This is a genomic window from Neorhizobium sp. DAR64872/K0K18 (assembly GCF_050500175.1).
In the GTDB taxonomy this organism is placed as follows: domain Bacteria; phylum Pseudomonadota; class Alphaproteobacteria; order Rhizobiales; family Rhizobiaceae; genus Neorhizobium; species Neorhizobium soli.
Genome location: NZ_CP191446.1, coordinates 2,355,868 through 2,371,859 on the forward strand (window position 1 = coordinate 2,355,868; position 15,992 = coordinate 2,371,859).

A 15,992-nucleotide genomic window follows, 5' to 3' on the forward strand; every position below is an offset into this window, starting at 1 on the left:
TGCAGCGTGATGATACCAGAAAACCCGGCCTTTCAAACGATCAGCCACGCTTTCGACGGAGCGCGCCCATGACCTACTCCGTCGTCTCTGCGAGAAAGCTCGGCCTGACATTCGAGACCGGCGACGGGCCGGTTCATGCGCTGTCTGATGTCGATCTCGACGTGAAAAAGGGCGATTTCGTTTCCTTCATCGGCCCTTCCGGCTGCGGCAAGACGACGTTTTTGCGGGTGATCGCGGATCTGGAACGGGCAACCTCGGGCGAAATCCTCGTCAATGGAATGACGCCGGAGGAAGCGCGGAAAAGCCGCTCCTACGGCTACGTGTTTCAAGCGCCGGCGCTTTATCCCTGGCGGACGATCGAGAACAACATCGCCCTTCCGCTCGAAATCATGGGCTATTCGGCAGCGGAACGCGCGAGCCGCATCGAGCGGACGCTCGATCTCGTCAATCTCTCGGGCTTCGGCAAGAAATATCCTTGGCAGCTTTCCGGCGGCATGCAGCAGCGCGCCTCAATCGCCCGCGCGCTCGCCTTCGATGCCGATCTCCTTCTGATGGACGAGCCTTTCGGCGCACTGGACGAGATCGTCCGCGACCACCTGAACGAGCAACTCCTGAAACTCTGGGAGCGGACGCAAAAGACCATCTGCTTCGTCACCCACTCGATCCCCGAGGCGGTCTATCTCTCCACCAAGATCGTGGTCATGTCACCGCGACCCGGGCGGGTGACCGACGTGATCACGTCGACCCTGCCGAAGGAGCGCCCGCTGGATATCCGCGAGACGCCCGAATTCCTGGCGATCGCCCACCGGGTCCGCGAAGGTCTGCGCGCGGGGCATAGCTATGAGGAATAGGGATTTGTACTCTTCTCTCACGCTGAAGGCTCGGTCTCTTCCGGCGGCAAAAGGCGTTCATTGGGAGATCTCAGCATGAACGCTGCCTTCCTGCTCTGGCTGTGCGGCGCCATGGCGACATTTCTTGCGGCGGCGACCGCCTCGCGCGCCTATATCGCCTCCAGCAACATCCTCCTTCTCCTGCTATCGCTGGTGCTCTACTGCGCAGGCAACCTGATGATGGTGAAGCTGATGCGCGAGGGCGGGCTGGGGCTCGCCATTTCCGTTTCTGCGATCGCGCAGCTGCTTCTCATCAACGTCATCGCCTTTGCCGTTTTCGGCGAGAAACTGACGCCGCAGCAGCTGGCCGGAGTCGGTCTAGGGGTCGCTGCCATGGTGCTGATGCTGGTGCCGATGGGAGCGAAAGGCTGATGCACAAGGAAACCCTGTTCCGTCACCGCATTCTCCCCGTCGCAACGGTCGTCCTCGTCATTGTCGCGATCTGGTATGTCGGCGCATATTTCATGAATGCGCCGTTCCAGCGCGATCTCGACCGGCGCGCCGGTGTCACCTCGACGCCGATGGAATTCCTCGGCAAGACGATGTCGCAGCCGAAGCCGATCCTGCCGGCGCCGCACCAGGTGGCGTCGAATGTTTTCGAGAACACGTTTCTGCGCAAGCTCAACTCCAACCGCAGCCTCGTCTATCACGCCTGGATCACCCTCTCCTCGACGCTTGCGGGCTTCGGTTTCGGAACGCTTCTCGGCATCCTGATCGCGGTCGGCATCGTCCACGTGCGCGCGCTCGACCGCAGCCTGATGCCGTGGATCATCGCGTCGCAGACCGTGCCGATCCTTGCCGTCGCGCCGATGGTGATCGTCACGCTCGGCGCGATCGGGATTTCCGGTCTGGTGCCCAAGGCAGTGATCTCCACCTACCTCTCGTTCTTCCCCGTCGCAGTCGGTATGGTGAAGGGCCTGCGCTCGCCGGAACTGATCCAGCTCGATCTGATGCGCACCTATCATGCCAGCGCCGCACAGACTTTCTGGAAGCTGCGTGTCCCCGCCTCGGTGCCGTTCCTGTTTACCTCGATGAAGGTGGCGATTGCCGCAAGCTTGGTCGGTGCCATCGTTGGCGAGCTGCCGACCGGTGCTGTCGCCGGCATCGGCTCGAAGCTTCTCGCCGGCGCCTATTACAGCCAGACGATCGATATCTGGGCGGCGCTGGTTGCGGGCTCGGTGCTGGCATCGCTTCTGGTCGCAGTCGTCGGGATCGCCGGAAAGATCGTCAACCGCAACATGGGAGGAAAGCCGACATGAGCGCGCTGATGCGAACCTCCCTCCTCACGTCATGGCAGGGCTGGCTGTCCCTGGCGCTGTCGCTCGCCGCACTTGCGACCCTTCCGCTCCTCGATCCCGATGCGGTGGCGCGTTTAGCACCGATGGCACTATTTGCGATCTTCGCTCTGTCGATTGCAGGCGCGGTCGTTTCGTTTCTGCCGCTCCCGCCCCTGTTTCTCGCGGCAGCGATCTTCGTCTTCTGCCACCTCTCGACCGGCATCCTGATTTCAGGCCTTGCCGGAAACGAGGGCAAGGCGGCAATGGCGTTCTTCCTGATGATCGCCGCCAACTGGCTGCTGGCATGGCGCTGCGTCAGTCTCCTGTCGGAGATCCGGACCCGTTCCAGGTTTGCGGATGGGCTTCTGGGTCTTGCGATCCCGGCGATCTTCGGCGCATGGCTGCTGATCCTGTGGGAAGCGCTCACCCGCGGCTTCGGCGTGCCCTTCATCCTCCTGCCGCCGCCCTCCTCGATCGGGCTGCGGATTGCAGCGTCGCTGTCGATCCTCTGGGCGGACGTGCAGCAGACCATCTTCAAGGCGGTGCTGGCGGGGTACATCCTCGGCTGCAGCGCGGGCTTCGTGGTGGCGATCCTGGCCGACCGCTTCGCCTTCCTGCGCGCAGGACTGATGCCGATCGGCAATCTCATGTCGGCGCTGCCGATCATCGGCGTCGCGCCGGTCATGGTCATGTGGTTCGGTTTCGACTGGCAGTCGAAGGCCGCCGTCGTCACGATCATGACCTTCTTCCCGATGCTGGTGAACACGGTGGCCGGGCTTTCCGCCTCCGGATCGATGGAGCGCGACCTGATGCGCTCCTATGCGTCGGATTACCGGCAGACGCTGATGAAGCTCAGGCTTCCGGCCGCCATGCCGTTCATCTTCAATGCGCTGAAGATCAATTCCACCCTGGCGCTGATCGGCGCCATCGTCGCGGAATTCTTCGGCACGCCGATCGTCGGCATGGGCTTTCGCATCTCCACCGAGATCGGCCGCATGAATGTCGACATGGTCTGGGCCGAAATCGCGGTTGCGGCGCTCGCCGGATCGCTCTTTTATGGCGTCGTCGCCCTTGCCGAGAGAGCAACGACATTCTGGCATCCGTCTAACCGTGGGGGTTAGTCGCTGACGATCCGCATCCCGAAAACGGGGGCGGCAACAAAAGAGGGAAACGACAATGAAAAAGATGATCATGGCACTGATGGCGGGAGCGTTCTCGCTCGCTGCATCCAATGCATTCGCCGCCGACAAGCTGACGCTGCAGCTGAAATGGGTCGCCCAGGGCCAGTTCGGCGGTTATTTCGTGGCCAAGGACAAGGGCTTCTACGAGGAGGAAGGCCTTGACGTGACGATCAAGCCGGGTGGTCCCGATATCGCTCCGGAACAGGTGATCGCCGGCGGCGGCGCCGACGTGATCGTCGACTGGATGGGCGGCGCGCTGGTTGCCCGCGAAAAGGGCGTACCGCTGACCAACATCGCCCAGCCTTTCGCCAAGTCCGGTCTCGAGCTGATTTGCCCGAAGGACGGCCCGGTCAAGACGGAAGCCGATTTCAAGGGCAAGACGCTCGGCGTCTGGTTCTTCGGCAACGAGTATCCGTTCTTTGCCTGGATGAACAAGGTCGGCTTGAAGACCGAGGGCGGTACGGATGGCGTGACGGTTCTGAAGCAGAGCTTCGACGTCCAGCCGCTGATCCAGAAGCAGGCGGACTGCATCTCCGTCATGACCTATAACGAATACTGGCAGGCGATCGACGCCGGCTTCAAGGCCGAAGATCTGGTCGTCTTCAACTATACCAAGCTCGGCAACGACCTTCTGGAAGACGGGCTCTACGCTCTCGACACAAAGCTGGCCGATCCAAAGTTCAAGGAGAACATGGTCAAGTTCGTGCGCGCTTCGATGAAGGGCTGGAAATACGCGATCGAGAACCCGGAAGAAGCCGCAGAAATCGTCATGGACAATGGCGGCCAGGACGAGAACCACCAGAAGCGCATGATGGGCGAAGTGGCAAAGCTGATCGGCGACGGCAAGCTGGACATGGCGACGTACGAGCGCACGGTAAAGGCGCTGCTCGATCAGAGGATCATCACCAAGCAGCCGGATGGCGGCTACACGACCGATGTAACGACCGCCGCTCTTAAATAAGCAGGGCCTGATCGAGCTGATCTAACCTGCCGAAAACAGTATATGCCCGGCGCGCTGCCGGGCATATTTTATGGGGCGGTAACCATCACTGATCTTGGTCTTGGCATTTCCGCGAGCAGATTGATTTGCGGCGACGGAAGCCGTAAAAACACGGGACATGAATTTGTCGGATGACGGACTTGTGGCGGCTTTGGGTCGTCACCACCTCATCAGGAACTGCGCAGGGAGGGGCGCGGATCCCTGACAGCGAAATAAAGACCCTCTGGTGCATCGGAAGTCGTCGCATGTTTCGCATTTCGTCAAAGCTCGCGTTGTTGGCGGCGTCCCTCGCCCCTGCCCTGATCACGCTCCTCGCCTTTCCGGCATTGGCGCAGCAAGCACAGCCGACCGCACCGCAGAAGAACCTTCCGTCGATCATCGTGATCGAGGCCAAAACCCGCCCGATGACCGATAGGGTCATCGCGACCGGTACGATCCGCCCGATCGAGGAAATCTACATCCAGCCTCTGGTCGATGGTCTCTCTATCCGCAGCGTCGATGCCGATGTCGGCGACGAGGTGAAGCAGGACGCGGTTCTCGCAACCCTCAACGACGACTCGCTCATTCTGCAAAAAAGCCAGCTTGAGGCAAACAGGGCCAAGGCCGAGGCCGGCGTCGCGCAATACAAGGCGCAGGTGATCGAGGCCGAAGCCAATCTTGCCGACGCCATCCGCCAGCGCGACCGCACCAGAAAACTCGGACAAAACGGCACCAGCAGCCAGAGCCAGGTCGAACAGACGCAGGCCCAGGTTGAAGTCGCCGAAGCAAGGCTCAATGCCGCAAGACAGGCCGTTTCCGTCAGTGAAGCCGACGTCAAGGTCGTCGATGCGCAGATCAAGGACGTCGACCTCAACCTTGCCCGCACCGGCGTCAAAAGCCCGGTTGATGGCGTCGTCACGGCCAAGAATGCGCGGATCGGCGCGATTGCCGCCGGCGCCGGCGAACCGCTCTTCACCATCATCAAAGACGGCGCGATCGAACTCGTGGCCGATCTTTCGGAAACCGACATCCAGAAGGTGAAGCTCGGCCAGAAGGCGATCATCACCATCGCCGGCGGCACACGCAAGATCGAAGGCAAGGTGCGGATCGTTTCGCCCTCCGTCGATGCGACCACCCGCCTCGGCGCCGTGCATATCGTCGTCGATGACGAGAGTGGTGCCCGATCGGGCATGTATGGCAGTGCGGAGATCGTCATCACCGAAACGACGGCGCTGGCCCTGCCGCTCTCGGCCGTGACCACGGCGCCTTCGGGCTCGGTCACCCGCAAGGTGGAAGGCGACACCGTCAAGCAGGTCAAGATAGAAACCGGCATTCAGGACGGCGCCTTCATCCAGATCGTCAGTGGCATTGCCGAGGGCGACCGGGTCGTCGCCAAGGCCGGCGCCTTCGTGCGCGACGGCGACAAGATCAACCCGGTCCTGCCGGGCTCAAAGGCTGGCGCCGACAAGGCCGAAGCTGACCGGGCCCCGCCCGCCGCTGTTTCGAATTGAGGACGCGAAGATGAACTTCTCCGCCTGGTCCATCCGCAACCCGATCGCGCCGCTTCTCGGCTTTGCCCTGTTGCTGTACGTCGGCATTCAGTCCTTCTATGCGCTGCCGATCACCCGCTTCCCGAATATCGACGTGCCCGTCGTCTCCGTCACCGTCGTCCAGTCCGGCGCCTCGCCTGCCGAACTGGAAGTACAGGTGACCAAGGAGATCGAGGATGCCGTTGCCTCGATCAGCGGCATCGACGAAGTCCAGTCCACCATCACCGATGGCCAGTCGCAGACGGTCGTCGTCTTCCGCATCGAAAAGCCAACGCCCGAAGCTGTGCAGGATACCAAGGACGCGATCGACAAGATCCGCGGCGACCTGCCGGCCGGCATCGAGGAACCGATCGTCACCAAGGTCGATGTCGAAGGACAGGCGATCCAGACATTCGCCGTCTCATCGCCCAACATGACGCTTGAGGAACTCTCGTGGTTCGTCGACGACACGGTGACGCGGGCGCTGGAAGGCCAGGCCGGGATCGGCCGGATCGACCGTTACGGCGGCTCGGATCGCGAAGTGCGCGTGTCGCTCAATCCCGCCAAGCTCGATGCCTATGGTATCACGGCGGCCGACGTGAACCAGCAGATCCGCGGCACCAATGTCAATCTCGGCTCCGGCCGCGGCCAGGTTGCCGGCAACGAACAGACGATCCGCACGCTCGGCGATGCCCGCGATGTGGCGCAACTGGCCGAGACGTCGATCAGCCTTTCCAACAATCGTTTCGTGCGGCTGTCGGAACTCGGCACCGTCACCGATACCTATGAGGAGCAGAAATCCTTCTCGCGCTTCAACGGCACGCCGGCCGTCACCTTCGCGGTCTTCCGCGCCAAGGGTGCGAGCGAAGTCTCGGTCGCCGAAACCGTGGCGGAAAGCCTCGACGGCGTGCGCAAGGCGCATCCCGACGTTGCGATCGCCATGGTCGACGACTCCGTCTATTTCACCTACGGCAATTACGAAGCGGCCCTGCACACGCTGGTCGAAGGCTCGATCCTTGCCATCATCGTCGTCATGCTGTTCCTGCGCAACTGGCGCGCAACGCTGATCGCAGCCGTCGCCCTGCCGCTGTCGGCGATCCCCACCTTCTGGGTCATGGACTTGATGGGCTTCTCGCTCAACCTTGTCTCGTTCCTGGCGCTGACGCTTGCGACCGGTATTCTGGTGGATGACGCGATCGTCGAGATCGAAAACATCGCCCGCCATATCAAGATGGGCAAGACGCCATACAAGGCCGCACTCGAGGCGGCCGACGAGATCGGCCTCGCCGTCATCGCGACCAGCTTCACCATCATCGCCGTGTTCGTGCCCGTTTCCTTCATGCCGGGCGTTCCCGGACAGTATTTCATCCAGTTCGGCCTGACCGTCGCCTTCTCGGTCTTCTTCTCGCTGGCGGTCGCGCGCCTGATCACGCCGCTGATGGCGGCCTATCTTATGCGCGCCGAAGACGGGATGGAAGACCATCACGACAATGACGGCTGGATCATGCGCGCCTATACGCGCCTCGTCACCGGCACGACCCGCAAATGGTACTGGCGCTATGCGACGCTTCTCGGCGCCATCGCCTTCCTCGCCGGCTCGCTCATGCTGCTGAGCAAGGTGCCCGGCAGCTTCCTGCCGCCCGACGATTCCTCGCGCGTCGTTCTCTCCGTCGAGCTGCCGCCCAATGCGACGCTGGAGGAGACCGCCGAGACGTCTGAAAGGATCGACCACGCGGTTCGCGATATCGACGGCGTCGAAAGCGTCTTCGTGCTCGGTGGCGCCTCGCCCAAGGGTGATCTCGAACTGCGCCGCTCGACCGTCCGCGTCATCCTCGAAAACATCGACCATTCGCTGATCAAGACGCTAGTCAACAAGGGGCTGGGCGGCCTGCCGCTGATCGGTTCCTATATGCCGAAGATCGAGGAACACGGCCGCACCCGTCCGCAATGGGACGTGGAGAAGGATATCTTCGCGGCCGTCCGCGATATTCCGGACGTGCGGATTTCCAAGGTCAACGACCGGGCCGAGCGCGAGCTTGCGTTCAACTTCCTCTCCGACAACGAGGCCGACCTGAACGACGCGATCGGGCTCCTGGAATCGCGCCTGCGCGCTTCGCCGATCCTTGCCAATGTTTCCTCCGATGGTGCCTTGCCCCGGCCGGAACTGCAGATCCGTCCGCGTATGGCCGAAGCCGCGCGCCTCGGCATCACGCCGCAGCAGATCTCCGAGACCGTACGCGTCGCGACCATCGGCGATATCGACGCCAATCTCGCCAAGATCAATCTGGATGACCGGCAGATCCCGATCCGTGTCCAGACCTCGCTCGATGTGCGGCGCGATCTGGCATCCATCAAGGCGTTGAAGCTTCGGACTTCAAGCGGCGCCACCGTGCCGCTTGCGAGCGTTGCCGACGTGGACTATTCGGAAGGCCCGAGTTCGATCAAGCGAAACGACCGCAACCGCGTCGTGGCGATCGGCTCCGACGTCCCCTTCGGCACCGCCCTCGATACGTCGTCGGCCGAGTTCAAACGCATCGTCGACGAAACCAACCTTCCGCCATCCGTTCGGCTGGCCGAAAGCGGCGACGCCAAGGTGCAGGCGGAAATGACCCAGAGCTTCGGCAATGCCATGCTGATGGGCCTGCTTCTGGTTCTGGTCGTGCTGATCCTGCTGTTCAAGGACGTCATCCAGCCGCTGACCATCCTGTTCTCGCTGCCGCTTGCGATCGGCGGCGTGGCGGTGGCGCTGATCGTCACCCAGAACGCGCTGTCGATGCCGGTTCTGATCGGTATCCTGATGCTGATGGGGATTGTCACGAAGAACGCCATCCTGCTCGTGGATTTCGCCATCGAGATGAAACGCCACGGACTGGAGCGTGTTCACGCGATGGTCGAAGCCGGCCGCAAGCGCGCCCGCCCGATCATCATGACGTCTATCGCCATGTCGGCCGGCATGTTGCCCTCGGCGATGGGTATCGGCGAAGGCGGATCGTTCCGCGCCCCGATGGCAATCGCCGTGATCGGCGGCATCATCGTTTCCACCGTCCTGTCGCTCCTCGTTGTCCCCGCCTTCTTCCTCATCATGGACGATCTTTCCGGCCTGCTCGGGCGGATCTTCGGTCGCCTGGTCGGCAAGAAAGAAGAGGAGGATTTCGGCCTTTCCAACGAGGAACTGACCCAGGAGAACCGTGACCTTGGCGAGCGGCTTCGCCGGCTGGAACGCGAAAACGGCATCGACCACGATATGCTCAGCGCCTCTGGCGGCGCCAAGGTCCTGCGGCTTCCGCCCATGGCTGCGGAGTAAAAACACCGGTCCGAGCAAGCAATTCCGGGTGGGGCAGAAGACGTCGAAGGGTGCGGAAATGCAAAAGCGCATCCCGATCGCAAAGAATCTTGGACGATTTGATCGACGTCAAAACGCGCTTCGGAGCACGTGTTAATTTAGAATAATTACATTCTAGGAAGCTCCCCGCCAGAAAAGAAGAACGGACATGGGCAACGGCGACATCAAACTCAACAATCGCGACCGCGCGGTTCTCATGAAAACGCCTTTCATGCACGGCCTGACCGGTAACTCGCTGGTCAAGATGCTGTCGGCGATGAGTGTCGAGACAGTGTCCGCCCGTGACCTCATCGTGCGAGAGGGCCAACGTGCCGAAGCGTTTTACTGTGTGCTGAACGGCTATGTCCGCCTCTACCGGCTGAGCCGAGACGGGCGCGATGCGGATATCCGCATTTCCGCACCGGGAGATACGTTCGGCGAGTGCATGCTTTATGCGGACCGGAAGTATCCCTTTTTCGCCCAGGCCGCAGAGACCTGCACGCTGGTGCGTTTCGACCTGCAGACGGTCAAGGATCTGGCTGAAGAGGATCCCGGTATCTCCCGCGCCGTGATGACGACCCTGTCGCGTCATCTGATCAGCACGATGGACTGTGTTGCCAACGACCGGCTGTTCACGGCGCCGCAACGGGTGGCAAACTACATCCTCAGCCGCTGCCCGGTTGACGGTGGACCGGCAGCCATCCGCCTGCCGTTCCAGAAAAGCCTGCTCGCCGGCATGCTGGGACTGGCTCCCGAAGCCCTGTCGCGCGCCTTTTCGTCCCTGCGCAAGACAGGCGTCACGGTTCGCGGCCGCATCATCCAGGTGGTGGACGTGCAGGCGCTGCGGGAAATCTGAACCGTCGAAGCAAGTAACCCGGGAGGCCGGCCTAAGCAGGCCGGCCACTCGCGTCAGCATGGCTTGCCTCAACGGATCAGGAAACCGCAGACCTCGTCATCGCGATCTCACAGCCCGCCCTGCGTCTCCAGGAACCGCACCACATGCTCGACGCCCTCGCCGCGCTTGAGGTCGGTAAAGACATGTGGCTTCATCTCGCGCATCCGTGAAGCATCCCTGTCCATCACGTCGATATCGACATCGACGTAAGGCGCCAGGTCCTTCTTGTTGATGATCAGGAGATCGGAGCGGGTGATACCCGGTCCGCCCTTGCGGGGAATTTCCTCTCCCTGGCAGGTGGAGATCACGTAGATTGTGATATCGGCGAGATCCGGGGAAAACGTCGCCGCCAGATTGTCGCCGCCGGATTCGATGAACACGATGTCGAGATCGGGAATGCGCTCGTTGAGACCGGCGATCGCCTGAAGATTGATCGTCGCATCCTCGCGGATCGCCGTATGCGGACATCCGCCCGTCTCGACGCCGACGATCCGGTCCGACGACAGCGCCTGCATCCGCACCAGCGCTTCGGCATCCTCTTTCGTGTAGATATCGTTGGTGACGACTGCGACCGAATATTTGTCGCGCATCGCCTTGCAGAGCTTTTCGGTGAGCGCCGTCTTGCCGGAGCCGACCGGCCCGCCGATCCCGACGCGAAGCGGTCCGTTTGCCGATTTCATGAGGACATTCCTTTCGATTGCTGCAACAGCTTATCCCGGTCGCTAGGACCGGAACAGCCGCGAATGCTGTGTTTCGTGGCGAAGCGAGGCGATCTCCGCCTGCACGGCGGCACCGCCGAGATCATCGAGCGTTGCGCCTTGCGCCTTGGTCGCAATCTCGCCAACCAGAGCCTCGAGACCGGCCAGAATGCCGACGCCGTGGGCCTGACCGCACACACCAAGGCGGATGCCGGCTGAGACCGATTGCGAGACAGCCGCATGCAGATAGGCGGCGATTGCGCTCGTCTTCGGCACGCCATGGGCCGCCGAGATGGCGCCGACCGCGATCGGAAAGGGCACCTGTTTCGGCAAAAGCTGCAGCACAGGGTGCGGCCAGGCGATGGCCGCCGTGACGAAGGCCTGGCCGAGCGATAACGTTTCCGCATGACGCTCTGCCGAGCCTACCAGCGCCAGACCGAGTTCGGAGAGGTCCTTCAACGCGTCGGGTTGATCGACAGCCTCGAAAGCGCTCGAAAACAGAACCGCATCGTTCCAGAGCGAACCGTGAAGCAGGATGGTTTCGAGCCAGGATGCGAGATCCGAGGCCGATGTCACCAGCCGATCCGCCACCGCGCGCTCCAGCCCGCCCGACCAGGCAAAGCCGCCGATCGGAAAAGCCGGAGACAGCCATGCCATCAGACGGAGCAAGGCGTGCGTATCTAGCCCCTGCCCAAGCTTACCCTGCAGACCCACGTCTTGCATCATACCGGTTCAGTCATGGGCATGATGACCGTGACTGCCGTGATCATGGCCGCCATGCGCGTGATAGGCGCCGCGGGCCGGCTGGAAGGGTTCGTCAATGTCGGTGACGGTTGCGCCGAGGCCCTGCAGCATGGAACGGATGACGTGATCGCGCAGGATGAGGATACGGCCGTCCTCGATCTGCGCCGACAGGTGCCGGTTGCCGAGATGCCAGGCAAGCTCGATCAGGTGCAGCGTATCGCGCGCCTTGACCTCGAACAGCTTTTCCGGCGCCGCCTGCACTTCCACCGTATCCCCGTTCTCAAGCACCAGCCGGTCACCATGGTGAAACAGCACCGCTTCCTTGAGATCGAGCATCACCATGTCGCCGTTCGACAAATGCAGCAGCTTGCGGCGCAGGTGCCGCAGATCATGCGGCAAGGTGACGACATCCACCGGCGGATCGCTGATTTCACCGGCGGGACGATAGGAATGGATATGCTGCATTGATGTCTCCTTGAAGGCGGCATAATCACCAAGCGCGATGCTCGGCACAAGGCCTAGTTACGCTCCCGGCTGCAAAATCCGTGGCCGGGAAAAGCATGGGCCGTCAATTGAAAATCCGGAGCGACAGCGCCAGCAACTGCGGCAGTGGATTCCACAGCCCCGTGCGCAGTCCCGCGGCCCTCAGCGCCCGCGCGGTCCAGGTGTTGCAGCCGACAAGCGCGTTGAACGATCCATGCGCTTCAAAGAAGCGGTCATAGACGCCGTAGCCTGCGCCGGGGATGGGCACGACCTTGTTATCCACCTCCACAAAACTGGCACGAATGAAGTCGGACATGGCTTGGAATTGATCTGCATCGAGATCGAACGCCTGCACGGCCGGATGCGTGTCGTCTATGCCGCCGGCGACATCGACATGCATGACCGAGGAATCGATGGTCAGCGCGCGGAAGGCCGGCATGGGTTTGAGATCGGCCCAGGTCGGCGTTTCCAGATAGAAGGACCGCCCTCCCCAGCCGATCACCAGCCATTCTGCCGCGGGATCGGCGACGGGAATGCCTGATGAATCCAGAAACGAATAGGACGCCCGCGTTTCCGCATCGAGCGGGATGACGAGATCCGTATGGATCGGGTTCGAAAGAACCAGAATCCGGCGCGTGTTTTCGGAAGCGTGCGGGGGATCCGGCGCAAACAGTGGCCGCGGCACGAATGTGCCGATGGCGACCGCCAGCACGATTAGCAGGCCAATGACAGGGATCGCCAGCAGCAACCGCCGTGCAAACCTCTTCATGCGCCGTGTCCGGGAAGGTATTGCATCAGAAGAGGAAGTACCGCTGTGCCATCGGCAGAACCGTTGCCGGCTTGCAGGTCAGGAGCTCCCCATCGGCGCGTACTTCGTAGGTTTCCGGATCGACCTCCACATGCGGCGTCAGCGAATTGTGGATCATCGACGCTTTCGAGATGCCGCCACGGGTGTTGCTGACGGCCAAGAGCTTTTTAGCAACCCCCAGCCTGCCGACGATGCCTGCGTCGAGCGACGCCTGGGAAACGAAGGTGACGGAGGAATTGGTGCGCAGCTTGCCATAGGCTGCAAACATCGGGCGATAGTGCATCGGCTGCGGCGTCGGGATAGAAGCGTTCGGATCACCCATCGGCGCTGCCGCGATCGAGCCGCCGAGCAGCACCATTTCCGGCTTCACGCCGAAAAAGGCAGGGCTCCAGAGCACCAGATCTGCGCGCTTGCCGACTTCGACAGAGCCGATTTCATGGCTGATGCCGTGCGCGATCGCGGGGTTGATCGTGTATTTGGCGATATAGCGTTTGACGCGGAAATTGTCGTTGTCGCCGGTTTCATCGGGCAGATGACCGCGCTGGCGCTTCATCTTGTCGGCCGTCTGCCAGGTGCGGATGGCAACTTCGCCGACGCGGCCCATCGCCTGGCTGTCCGACGAGATGATCGAGAAGGCGCCGATATCGTGCAGGATGTCCTCCGCAGCGATCGTCTCCTTGCGGATGCGGCTTTCGGCAAAGGCGATGTCTTCCGGGATCGACGGCGACAGGTGGTGGCACACCATCAGCATATCGAGATGTTCGGCCAGCGTGTTGATCGTGTAGGGCCGTGTCGGATTGGTCGAGGACGGAATGACGTTGGGATTGCCGCAGATCTTGATGATGTCAGGCGCGTGACCGCCGCCGGCCCCTTCCGTGTGGAAGGCATGGATGGTGCGGCCCTTGATGGCGCCGATCGTGTCTTCCACGAAGCCACTTTCGTTGAGCGTATCGGTGTGGATCATCACCTGCACGTCGAAAGCGTCGGCGACTGTCAGGCAGTTGTCGATGGCGGCGGGCGTCGTGCCCCAGTCCTCGTGCAGCTTCAGCGATGACGCGCCGGCGAGGATCATTTCCTCGAGCGGCGCCGGCAGCGAGGCATTGCCCTTCCCGGCCAGCGCGAGGTTCATCGGAAACGCATCAAAGCTTTCGATCATCCGCTCGATATGCCAGGCGCCGGTGCAGGTGGTGGCAAGCGTACCGTGCGCCGGTCCCGACCCGCCACCAAGCATCGTCGTGATGCCCGACATCAGCGCTTCCTCGATCTGCTGCGGGCAGATGAAATGGATATGCGCATCCATGCCGCCGGCGGTCAGGATCTTGCCTTCGCCGGCAATCGCCTCGGTGGATGGTCCGACGATGATCGTCACGCCCGGTTGCGTATCCGGATTGCCCGCCTTGCCGATCGCATGGATCCGGCCGTCCTTCAGACCGACATCGGCCTTGTAGATGCCGGAGTGATCGACGATCAGCGCATTGGTGATGACAGTATCGACAGCGCCCTCGGCCCGCGTTGCCTGGCTCTGTCCCATGCCGTCACGAATGACCTTGCCGCCGCCGAACTTGACCTCCTCGCCATAGACGGTGAAATCCTTCTCGACTTCGATGATGAGTTCGGTATCGGCAAGCCGCACCTTGTCACCGGTGGTCGGGCCGAACATGGAAGCATAGGACGCGCGGGACATTTTGTAGGGCATGGATCAGACTTCCTGAGAAAGCAGAATGAAAGGCATGTTCTTGGCGGCGGCGTGGTCGAGTGTCACGGTTGGTGACGCGCCGGCAGCCGTGTTGAGTTCGGCAATAAAGTAATCCGCAAAACCGGCAGTTCCCGTCCTGAACGACGCAAGCGCTCTGACCACCGCATCAGCGTCGCCGATGACAAGACGATCGGACGAGATAAGTCCTTCGATAAGGCTGGCCAGTCGTTCGCGATCGTAACCGGTTTTGCGACGAAGTACCCAGACGAGTTCAACCAGCGTGATGGGATTGATGAACCCCGGCCGGCTCGTGGAAAGTCTTTCGTGAAAAAATTGCGCCACCCGTGGCGACCAAAGAGGGTCATCGTCCAGAAAATATCGAGCAAGAATATTGGTATCGAGACCGATCAAGGATCATCCTCCGAGCGACTGGGAGACGTTCGGCGGGCGACCGTCTCTGTGATCGCCTCCTCGATATCCATTGGCGGGCCGTCGTGCTTGCCGAAGATGCCGCGCAAATGCGCGAGATCGCTCTTCTTCGCCTCGACGGTGACCTTGCCCTCGTCATCAACGATGAACTGCAGCGAGCCCCCAGGCTTCAGGCCGAGCGCCTGACGCACCTCGACCGGGATCGTTGCTTCTCCATCCGTCGATGTTTTGGCTTCGAACCTGCCCATTATCGTGCTCCGGCGCTATCGAAAGCGCCTAGTTTACCGCAAAAATTCCTGCCTAACCAATGTCGCTTCTGGCGCAAAAAAGGCTCAGTTCCCCTCTTCCGTCAGCTCCTTCAGCTCGTCCGTCCGCTTCGCAGTCAGCCCCGCCTGGCAGCCATAGATCAGCATCGGTTCCATCGAGCCGCCGCGGGCCTGGAAGCCGTAGGAGGCGCATTGGGCGTCGCGGTAGGCGACCCAGGCGCGTTGCGCTGCGACGAGGGCTTTCTCCGCACCTGCCGTGGAGGGATCGGCATCCGCATCACGGGCCCGCATCAGGTCGCGGGTCTTCTTGTATTGAGTGTTGAGAAGCTTGTCCGCGGCGATGAATTCCTGCTCGGCGCAGTAGGTCAGTTCCATCTGGACCTGGGCGTTGTCGCAGTCCACGTCCGGCCTGTCCTCGCCGGATGCCGGAGCATCGATCAGGAGCACGCAGCCACAGGCGGCCAGAAGCGCCAGCGATTTCATAGGGCACCCATGATCTTCTGCTGGAACCCGTAGACCTTGCGGGCGCCGGACAGCGGGATCAGCGTGATCGACCGGGTCTGACCCGGTTCGAAGCGAACGGCGGTGCCGGCGGGGATATCGAGCCGCATGCCGCGCGCCTTGTCGCGATCGAACGCAAGTCCGTTATTGGTCTCGAAGAAATGGTAGTGGCTGCCCACCTGCACCGGCCGGTCGCCGGTATTGGAAACCTCGATCGAGATCGTCGGGGCGCCGACATTGAGTTCGATCTCGCCTGCAACGGTAAAGAGTTCACCGGGTATCATGGTCCACCTC

The 15,992-nt window shown here is 61.9% G+C and carries 17 protein-coding genes; 8 read left to right on the forward strand and 9 right to left on the reverse strand.

Features of this window, described 5'->3' with window-relative positions; genetic code table 11:
* Positions 1–68 precede the first annotated feature (68 nt).
* The 8 genes from ACQY1P_RS17020 to ACQY1P_RS17055 all read left to right on the forward strand — a co-directional run bounded on the left by ACQY1P_RS17020 (position 69) and on the right by ACQY1P_RS17055 (position 10,034).
* A complete protein-coding gene (locus ACQY1P_RS17020) occupies positions 69–851 on the forward strand; it encodes an ABC transporter ATP-binding protein (protein ID WP_062582706.1) in 783 nt (260 codons plus the stop codon).
* A gap of 75 nt (positions 852–926) precedes the next feature.
* Positions 927–1,262 carry a hypothetical protein gene (locus ACQY1P_RS17025; protein WP_113165704.1) on the forward strand — a complete coding sequence of 112 codons (336 nt, stop codon included), beginning with the start codon at positions 927–929 and terminating at the stop codon, positions 1,260–1,262.
* The gene (locus ACQY1P_RS17030) at positions 1,262–2,149 is read left to right on the forward strand and encodes an ABC transporter permease (RefSeq protein ID WP_430254547.1); all 888 of its coding nucleotides are present in this window, start codon (positions 1,262–1,264) and stop codon (positions 2,147–2,149) included. Before ACQY1P_RS17025 ends, ACQY1P_RS17030 begins: the two co-directional genes overlap by 1 nt.
* Positions 2,146–3,288, forward strand: coding sequence for an ABC transporter permease (locus ACQY1P_RS17035; protein ID WP_430254549.1), 1,143 nt, complete (start codon positions 2,146–2,148; stop codon positions 3,286–3,288). The genes ACQY1P_RS17030 and ACQY1P_RS17035 overlap by 4 nt, the downstream gene beginning before the upstream one ends.
* Positions 3,289–3,343: 55 nt before the next feature.
* Positions 3,344–4,309 (forward strand): ABC transporter substrate-binding protein, encoded by a 966-nt coding sequence (locus ACQY1P_RS17040; protein WP_430254551.1) that lies wholly within the window; start codon positions 3,344–3,346, stop codon positions 4,307–4,309.
* A 284-nt stretch (positions 4,310–4,593) separates the two neighbouring features.
* A complete protein-coding gene (locus ACQY1P_RS17045; RefSeq protein WP_430254553.1) occupies positions 4,594–5,838 on the forward strand; it encodes an efflux RND transporter periplasmic adaptor subunit in 1,245 nt (414 codons plus the stop codon).
* A 10-nt stretch (positions 5,839–5,848) separates the two neighbouring features.
* The gene (locus tag ACQY1P_RS17050; RefSeq protein WP_430254555.1) at positions 5,849–9,160 is read left to right on the forward strand and encodes an efflux RND transporter permease subunit; all 3,312 of its coding nucleotides are present in this window, start codon (positions 5,849–5,851) and stop codon (positions 9,158–9,160) included.
* 187 nt (positions 9,161–9,347) lie between these two features.
* Positions 9,348–10,034 (forward strand): Crp/Fnr family transcriptional regulator, encoded by a 687-nt coding sequence (locus ACQY1P_RS17055; protein WP_062455259.1) that lies wholly within the window; start codon positions 9,348–9,350, stop codon positions 10,032–10,034.
* 107 nt (positions 10,035–10,141) lie between these two features.
* Here ACQY1P_RS17055 and ureG read toward each other — a convergent pair whose 3' ends face one another.
* From ureG to ACQY1P_RS17100, 9 genes are all read right to left on the reverse strand, one after another.
* Positions 10,142–10,753, reverse strand: a complete 612-nt coding sequence (gene ureG / locus ACQY1P_RS17060) for an urease accessory protein UreG (RefSeq protein WP_062582696.1) — start codon at positions 10,751–10,753, stop codon at positions 10,142–10,144.
* A 42-nt stretch (positions 10,754–10,795) separates the two neighbouring features.
* Positions 10,796–11,497, reverse strand: a complete 702-nt coding sequence (locus tag ACQY1P_RS17065) for an urease accessory protein UreF (protein ID WP_244476123.1) — start codon at positions 11,495–11,497, stop codon at positions 10,796–10,798.
* Between the two features lie 6 nt (positions 11,498–11,503).
* On the reverse strand, positions 11,504–11,980 hold the full coding sequence (gene ureE / locus ACQY1P_RS17070; RefSeq protein ID WP_062457838.1) for an urease accessory protein UreE: 477 nt from the start codon (positions 11,978–11,980) through the stop codon (positions 11,504–11,506).
* A 103-nt stretch (positions 11,981–12,083) separates the two neighbouring features.
* Positions 12,084–12,767 (reverse strand): TIGR02117 family protein, encoded by a 684-nt coding sequence (locus ACQY1P_RS17075; RefSeq protein WP_430254557.1) that lies wholly within the window; start codon positions 12,765–12,767, stop codon positions 12,084–12,086.
* Positions 12,768–12,792: 25 nt separating this feature from the next.
* Entirely contained in the window at positions 12,793–14,502 is a 1,710-nt protein-coding gene (gene ureC, locus ACQY1P_RS17080; RefSeq protein WP_430254559.1) for an urease subunit alpha, read from the reverse strand.
* Between the two features lie 3 nt (positions 14,503–14,505).
* Positions 14,506–14,913, reverse strand: a complete 408-nt coding sequence (locus ACQY1P_RS17085; protein ID WP_113109901.1) for a PIN domain-containing protein — start codon at positions 14,911–14,913, stop codon at positions 14,506–14,508.
* Entirely contained in the window at positions 14,910–15,179 is a 270-nt protein-coding gene (locus ACQY1P_RS17090) for an AbrB/MazE/SpoVT family DNA-binding domain-containing protein (RefSeq protein WP_062455249.1), read from the reverse strand. The genes ACQY1P_RS17085 and ACQY1P_RS17090 overlap by 4 nt, the downstream gene beginning before the upstream one ends.
* 84 nt (positions 15,180–15,263) lie before the next feature.
* Entirely contained in the window at positions 15,264–15,680 is a 417-nt protein-coding gene (locus tag ACQY1P_RS17095; protein WP_174196334.1) for a lysozyme inhibitor LprI family protein, read from the reverse strand.
* Positions 15,677–15,982: an urease subunit beta gene (locus ACQY1P_RS17100; RefSeq protein WP_430254561.1), complete on the reverse strand. Its 306-nt coding sequence runs from the start codon at positions 15,980–15,982 to the stop codon at positions 15,677–15,679. Before ACQY1P_RS17100 ends, ACQY1P_RS17095 begins: the two co-directional genes overlap by 4 nt.
* Positions 15,983–15,992 lie beyond the last annotated feature (10 nt).

What these genes read in the sequence shown, in the direction of transcription:
- ACQY1P_RS17045 (WP_430254553.1), top strand. Translation starts at nt 4,594, where the DNA reads ATGTTTCGCATTTCGTCAAAGCTCGCGTTGTTGGCGGCGTCCCTCGCC.
- ACQY1P_RS17040 (WP_430254551.1), top strand. Translation starts at nt 3,344, where the DNA reads ATGAAAAAGATGATCATGGCACTGATGGCGGGAGCGTTCTCGCTCGCT.
- ureC (WP_430254559.1), bottom strand. Translation starts at nt 14,502, where the DNA reads ATGCCCTACAAAATGTCCCGCGCGTCCTATGCTTCCATGTTCGGCCCG.
- ureE (WP_062457838.1), bottom strand. Translation starts at nt 11,980, where the DNA reads ATGCAGCATATCCATTCCTATCGTCCCGCCGGTGAAATCAGCGATCCG.
- ACQY1P_RS17095 (WP_174196334.1), bottom strand. Translation starts at nt 15,680, where the DNA reads ATGAAATCGCTGGCGCTTCTGGCCGCCTGTGGCTGCGTGCTCCTGATC.
- ACQY1P_RS17090 (WP_062455249.1), bottom strand. Translation starts at nt 15,179, where the DNA reads ATGGGCAGGTTCGAAGCCAAAACATCGACGGATGGAGAAGCAACGATC.
- ACQY1P_RS17055 (WP_062455259.1), top strand. Translation starts at nt 9,348, where the DNA reads ATGGGCAACGGCGACATCAAACTCAACAATCGCGACCGCGCGGTTCTC.
- ACQY1P_RS17025 (WP_113165704.1), top strand. Translation starts at nt 927, where the DNA reads ATGAACGCTGCCTTCCTGCTCTGGCTGTGCGGCGCCATGGCGACATTT.
- ACQY1P_RS17100 (WP_430254561.1), bottom strand. Translation starts at nt 15,982, where the DNA reads ATGATACCCGGTGAACTCTTTACCGTTGCAGGCGAGATCGAACTCAAT.
- ureG (WP_062582696.1), bottom strand. Translation starts at nt 10,753, where the DNA reads ATGAAATCGGCAAACGGACCGCTTCGCGTCGGGATCGGCGGGCCGGTC.
- ACQY1P_RS17030 (WP_430254547.1), top strand. Translation starts at nt 1,262, where the DNA reads ATGCACAAGGAAACCCTGTTCCGTCACCGCATTCTCCCCGTCGCAACG.
- ACQY1P_RS17035 (WP_430254549.1), top strand. Translation starts at nt 2,146, where the DNA reads ATGAGCGCGCTGATGCGAACCTCCCTCCTCACGTCATGGCAGGGCTGG.
- ACQY1P_RS17050 (WP_430254555.1), top strand. Translation starts at nt 5,849, where the DNA reads ATGAACTTCTCCGCCTGGTCCATCCGCAACCCGATCGCGCCGCTTCTC.
- ACQY1P_RS17065 (WP_244476123.1), bottom strand. Translation starts at nt 11,497, where the DNA reads ATGATGCAAGACGTGGGTCTGCAGGGTAAGCTTGGGCAGGGGCTAGAT.
- ACQY1P_RS17020 (WP_062582706.1), top strand. Translation starts at nt 69, where the DNA reads ATGACCTACTCCGTCGTCTCTGCGAGAAAGCTCGGCCTGACATTCGAG.
- ACQY1P_RS17075 (WP_430254557.1), bottom strand. Translation starts at nt 12,767, where the DNA reads ATGAAGAGGTTTGCACGGCGGTTGCTGCTGGCGATCCCTGTCATTGGC.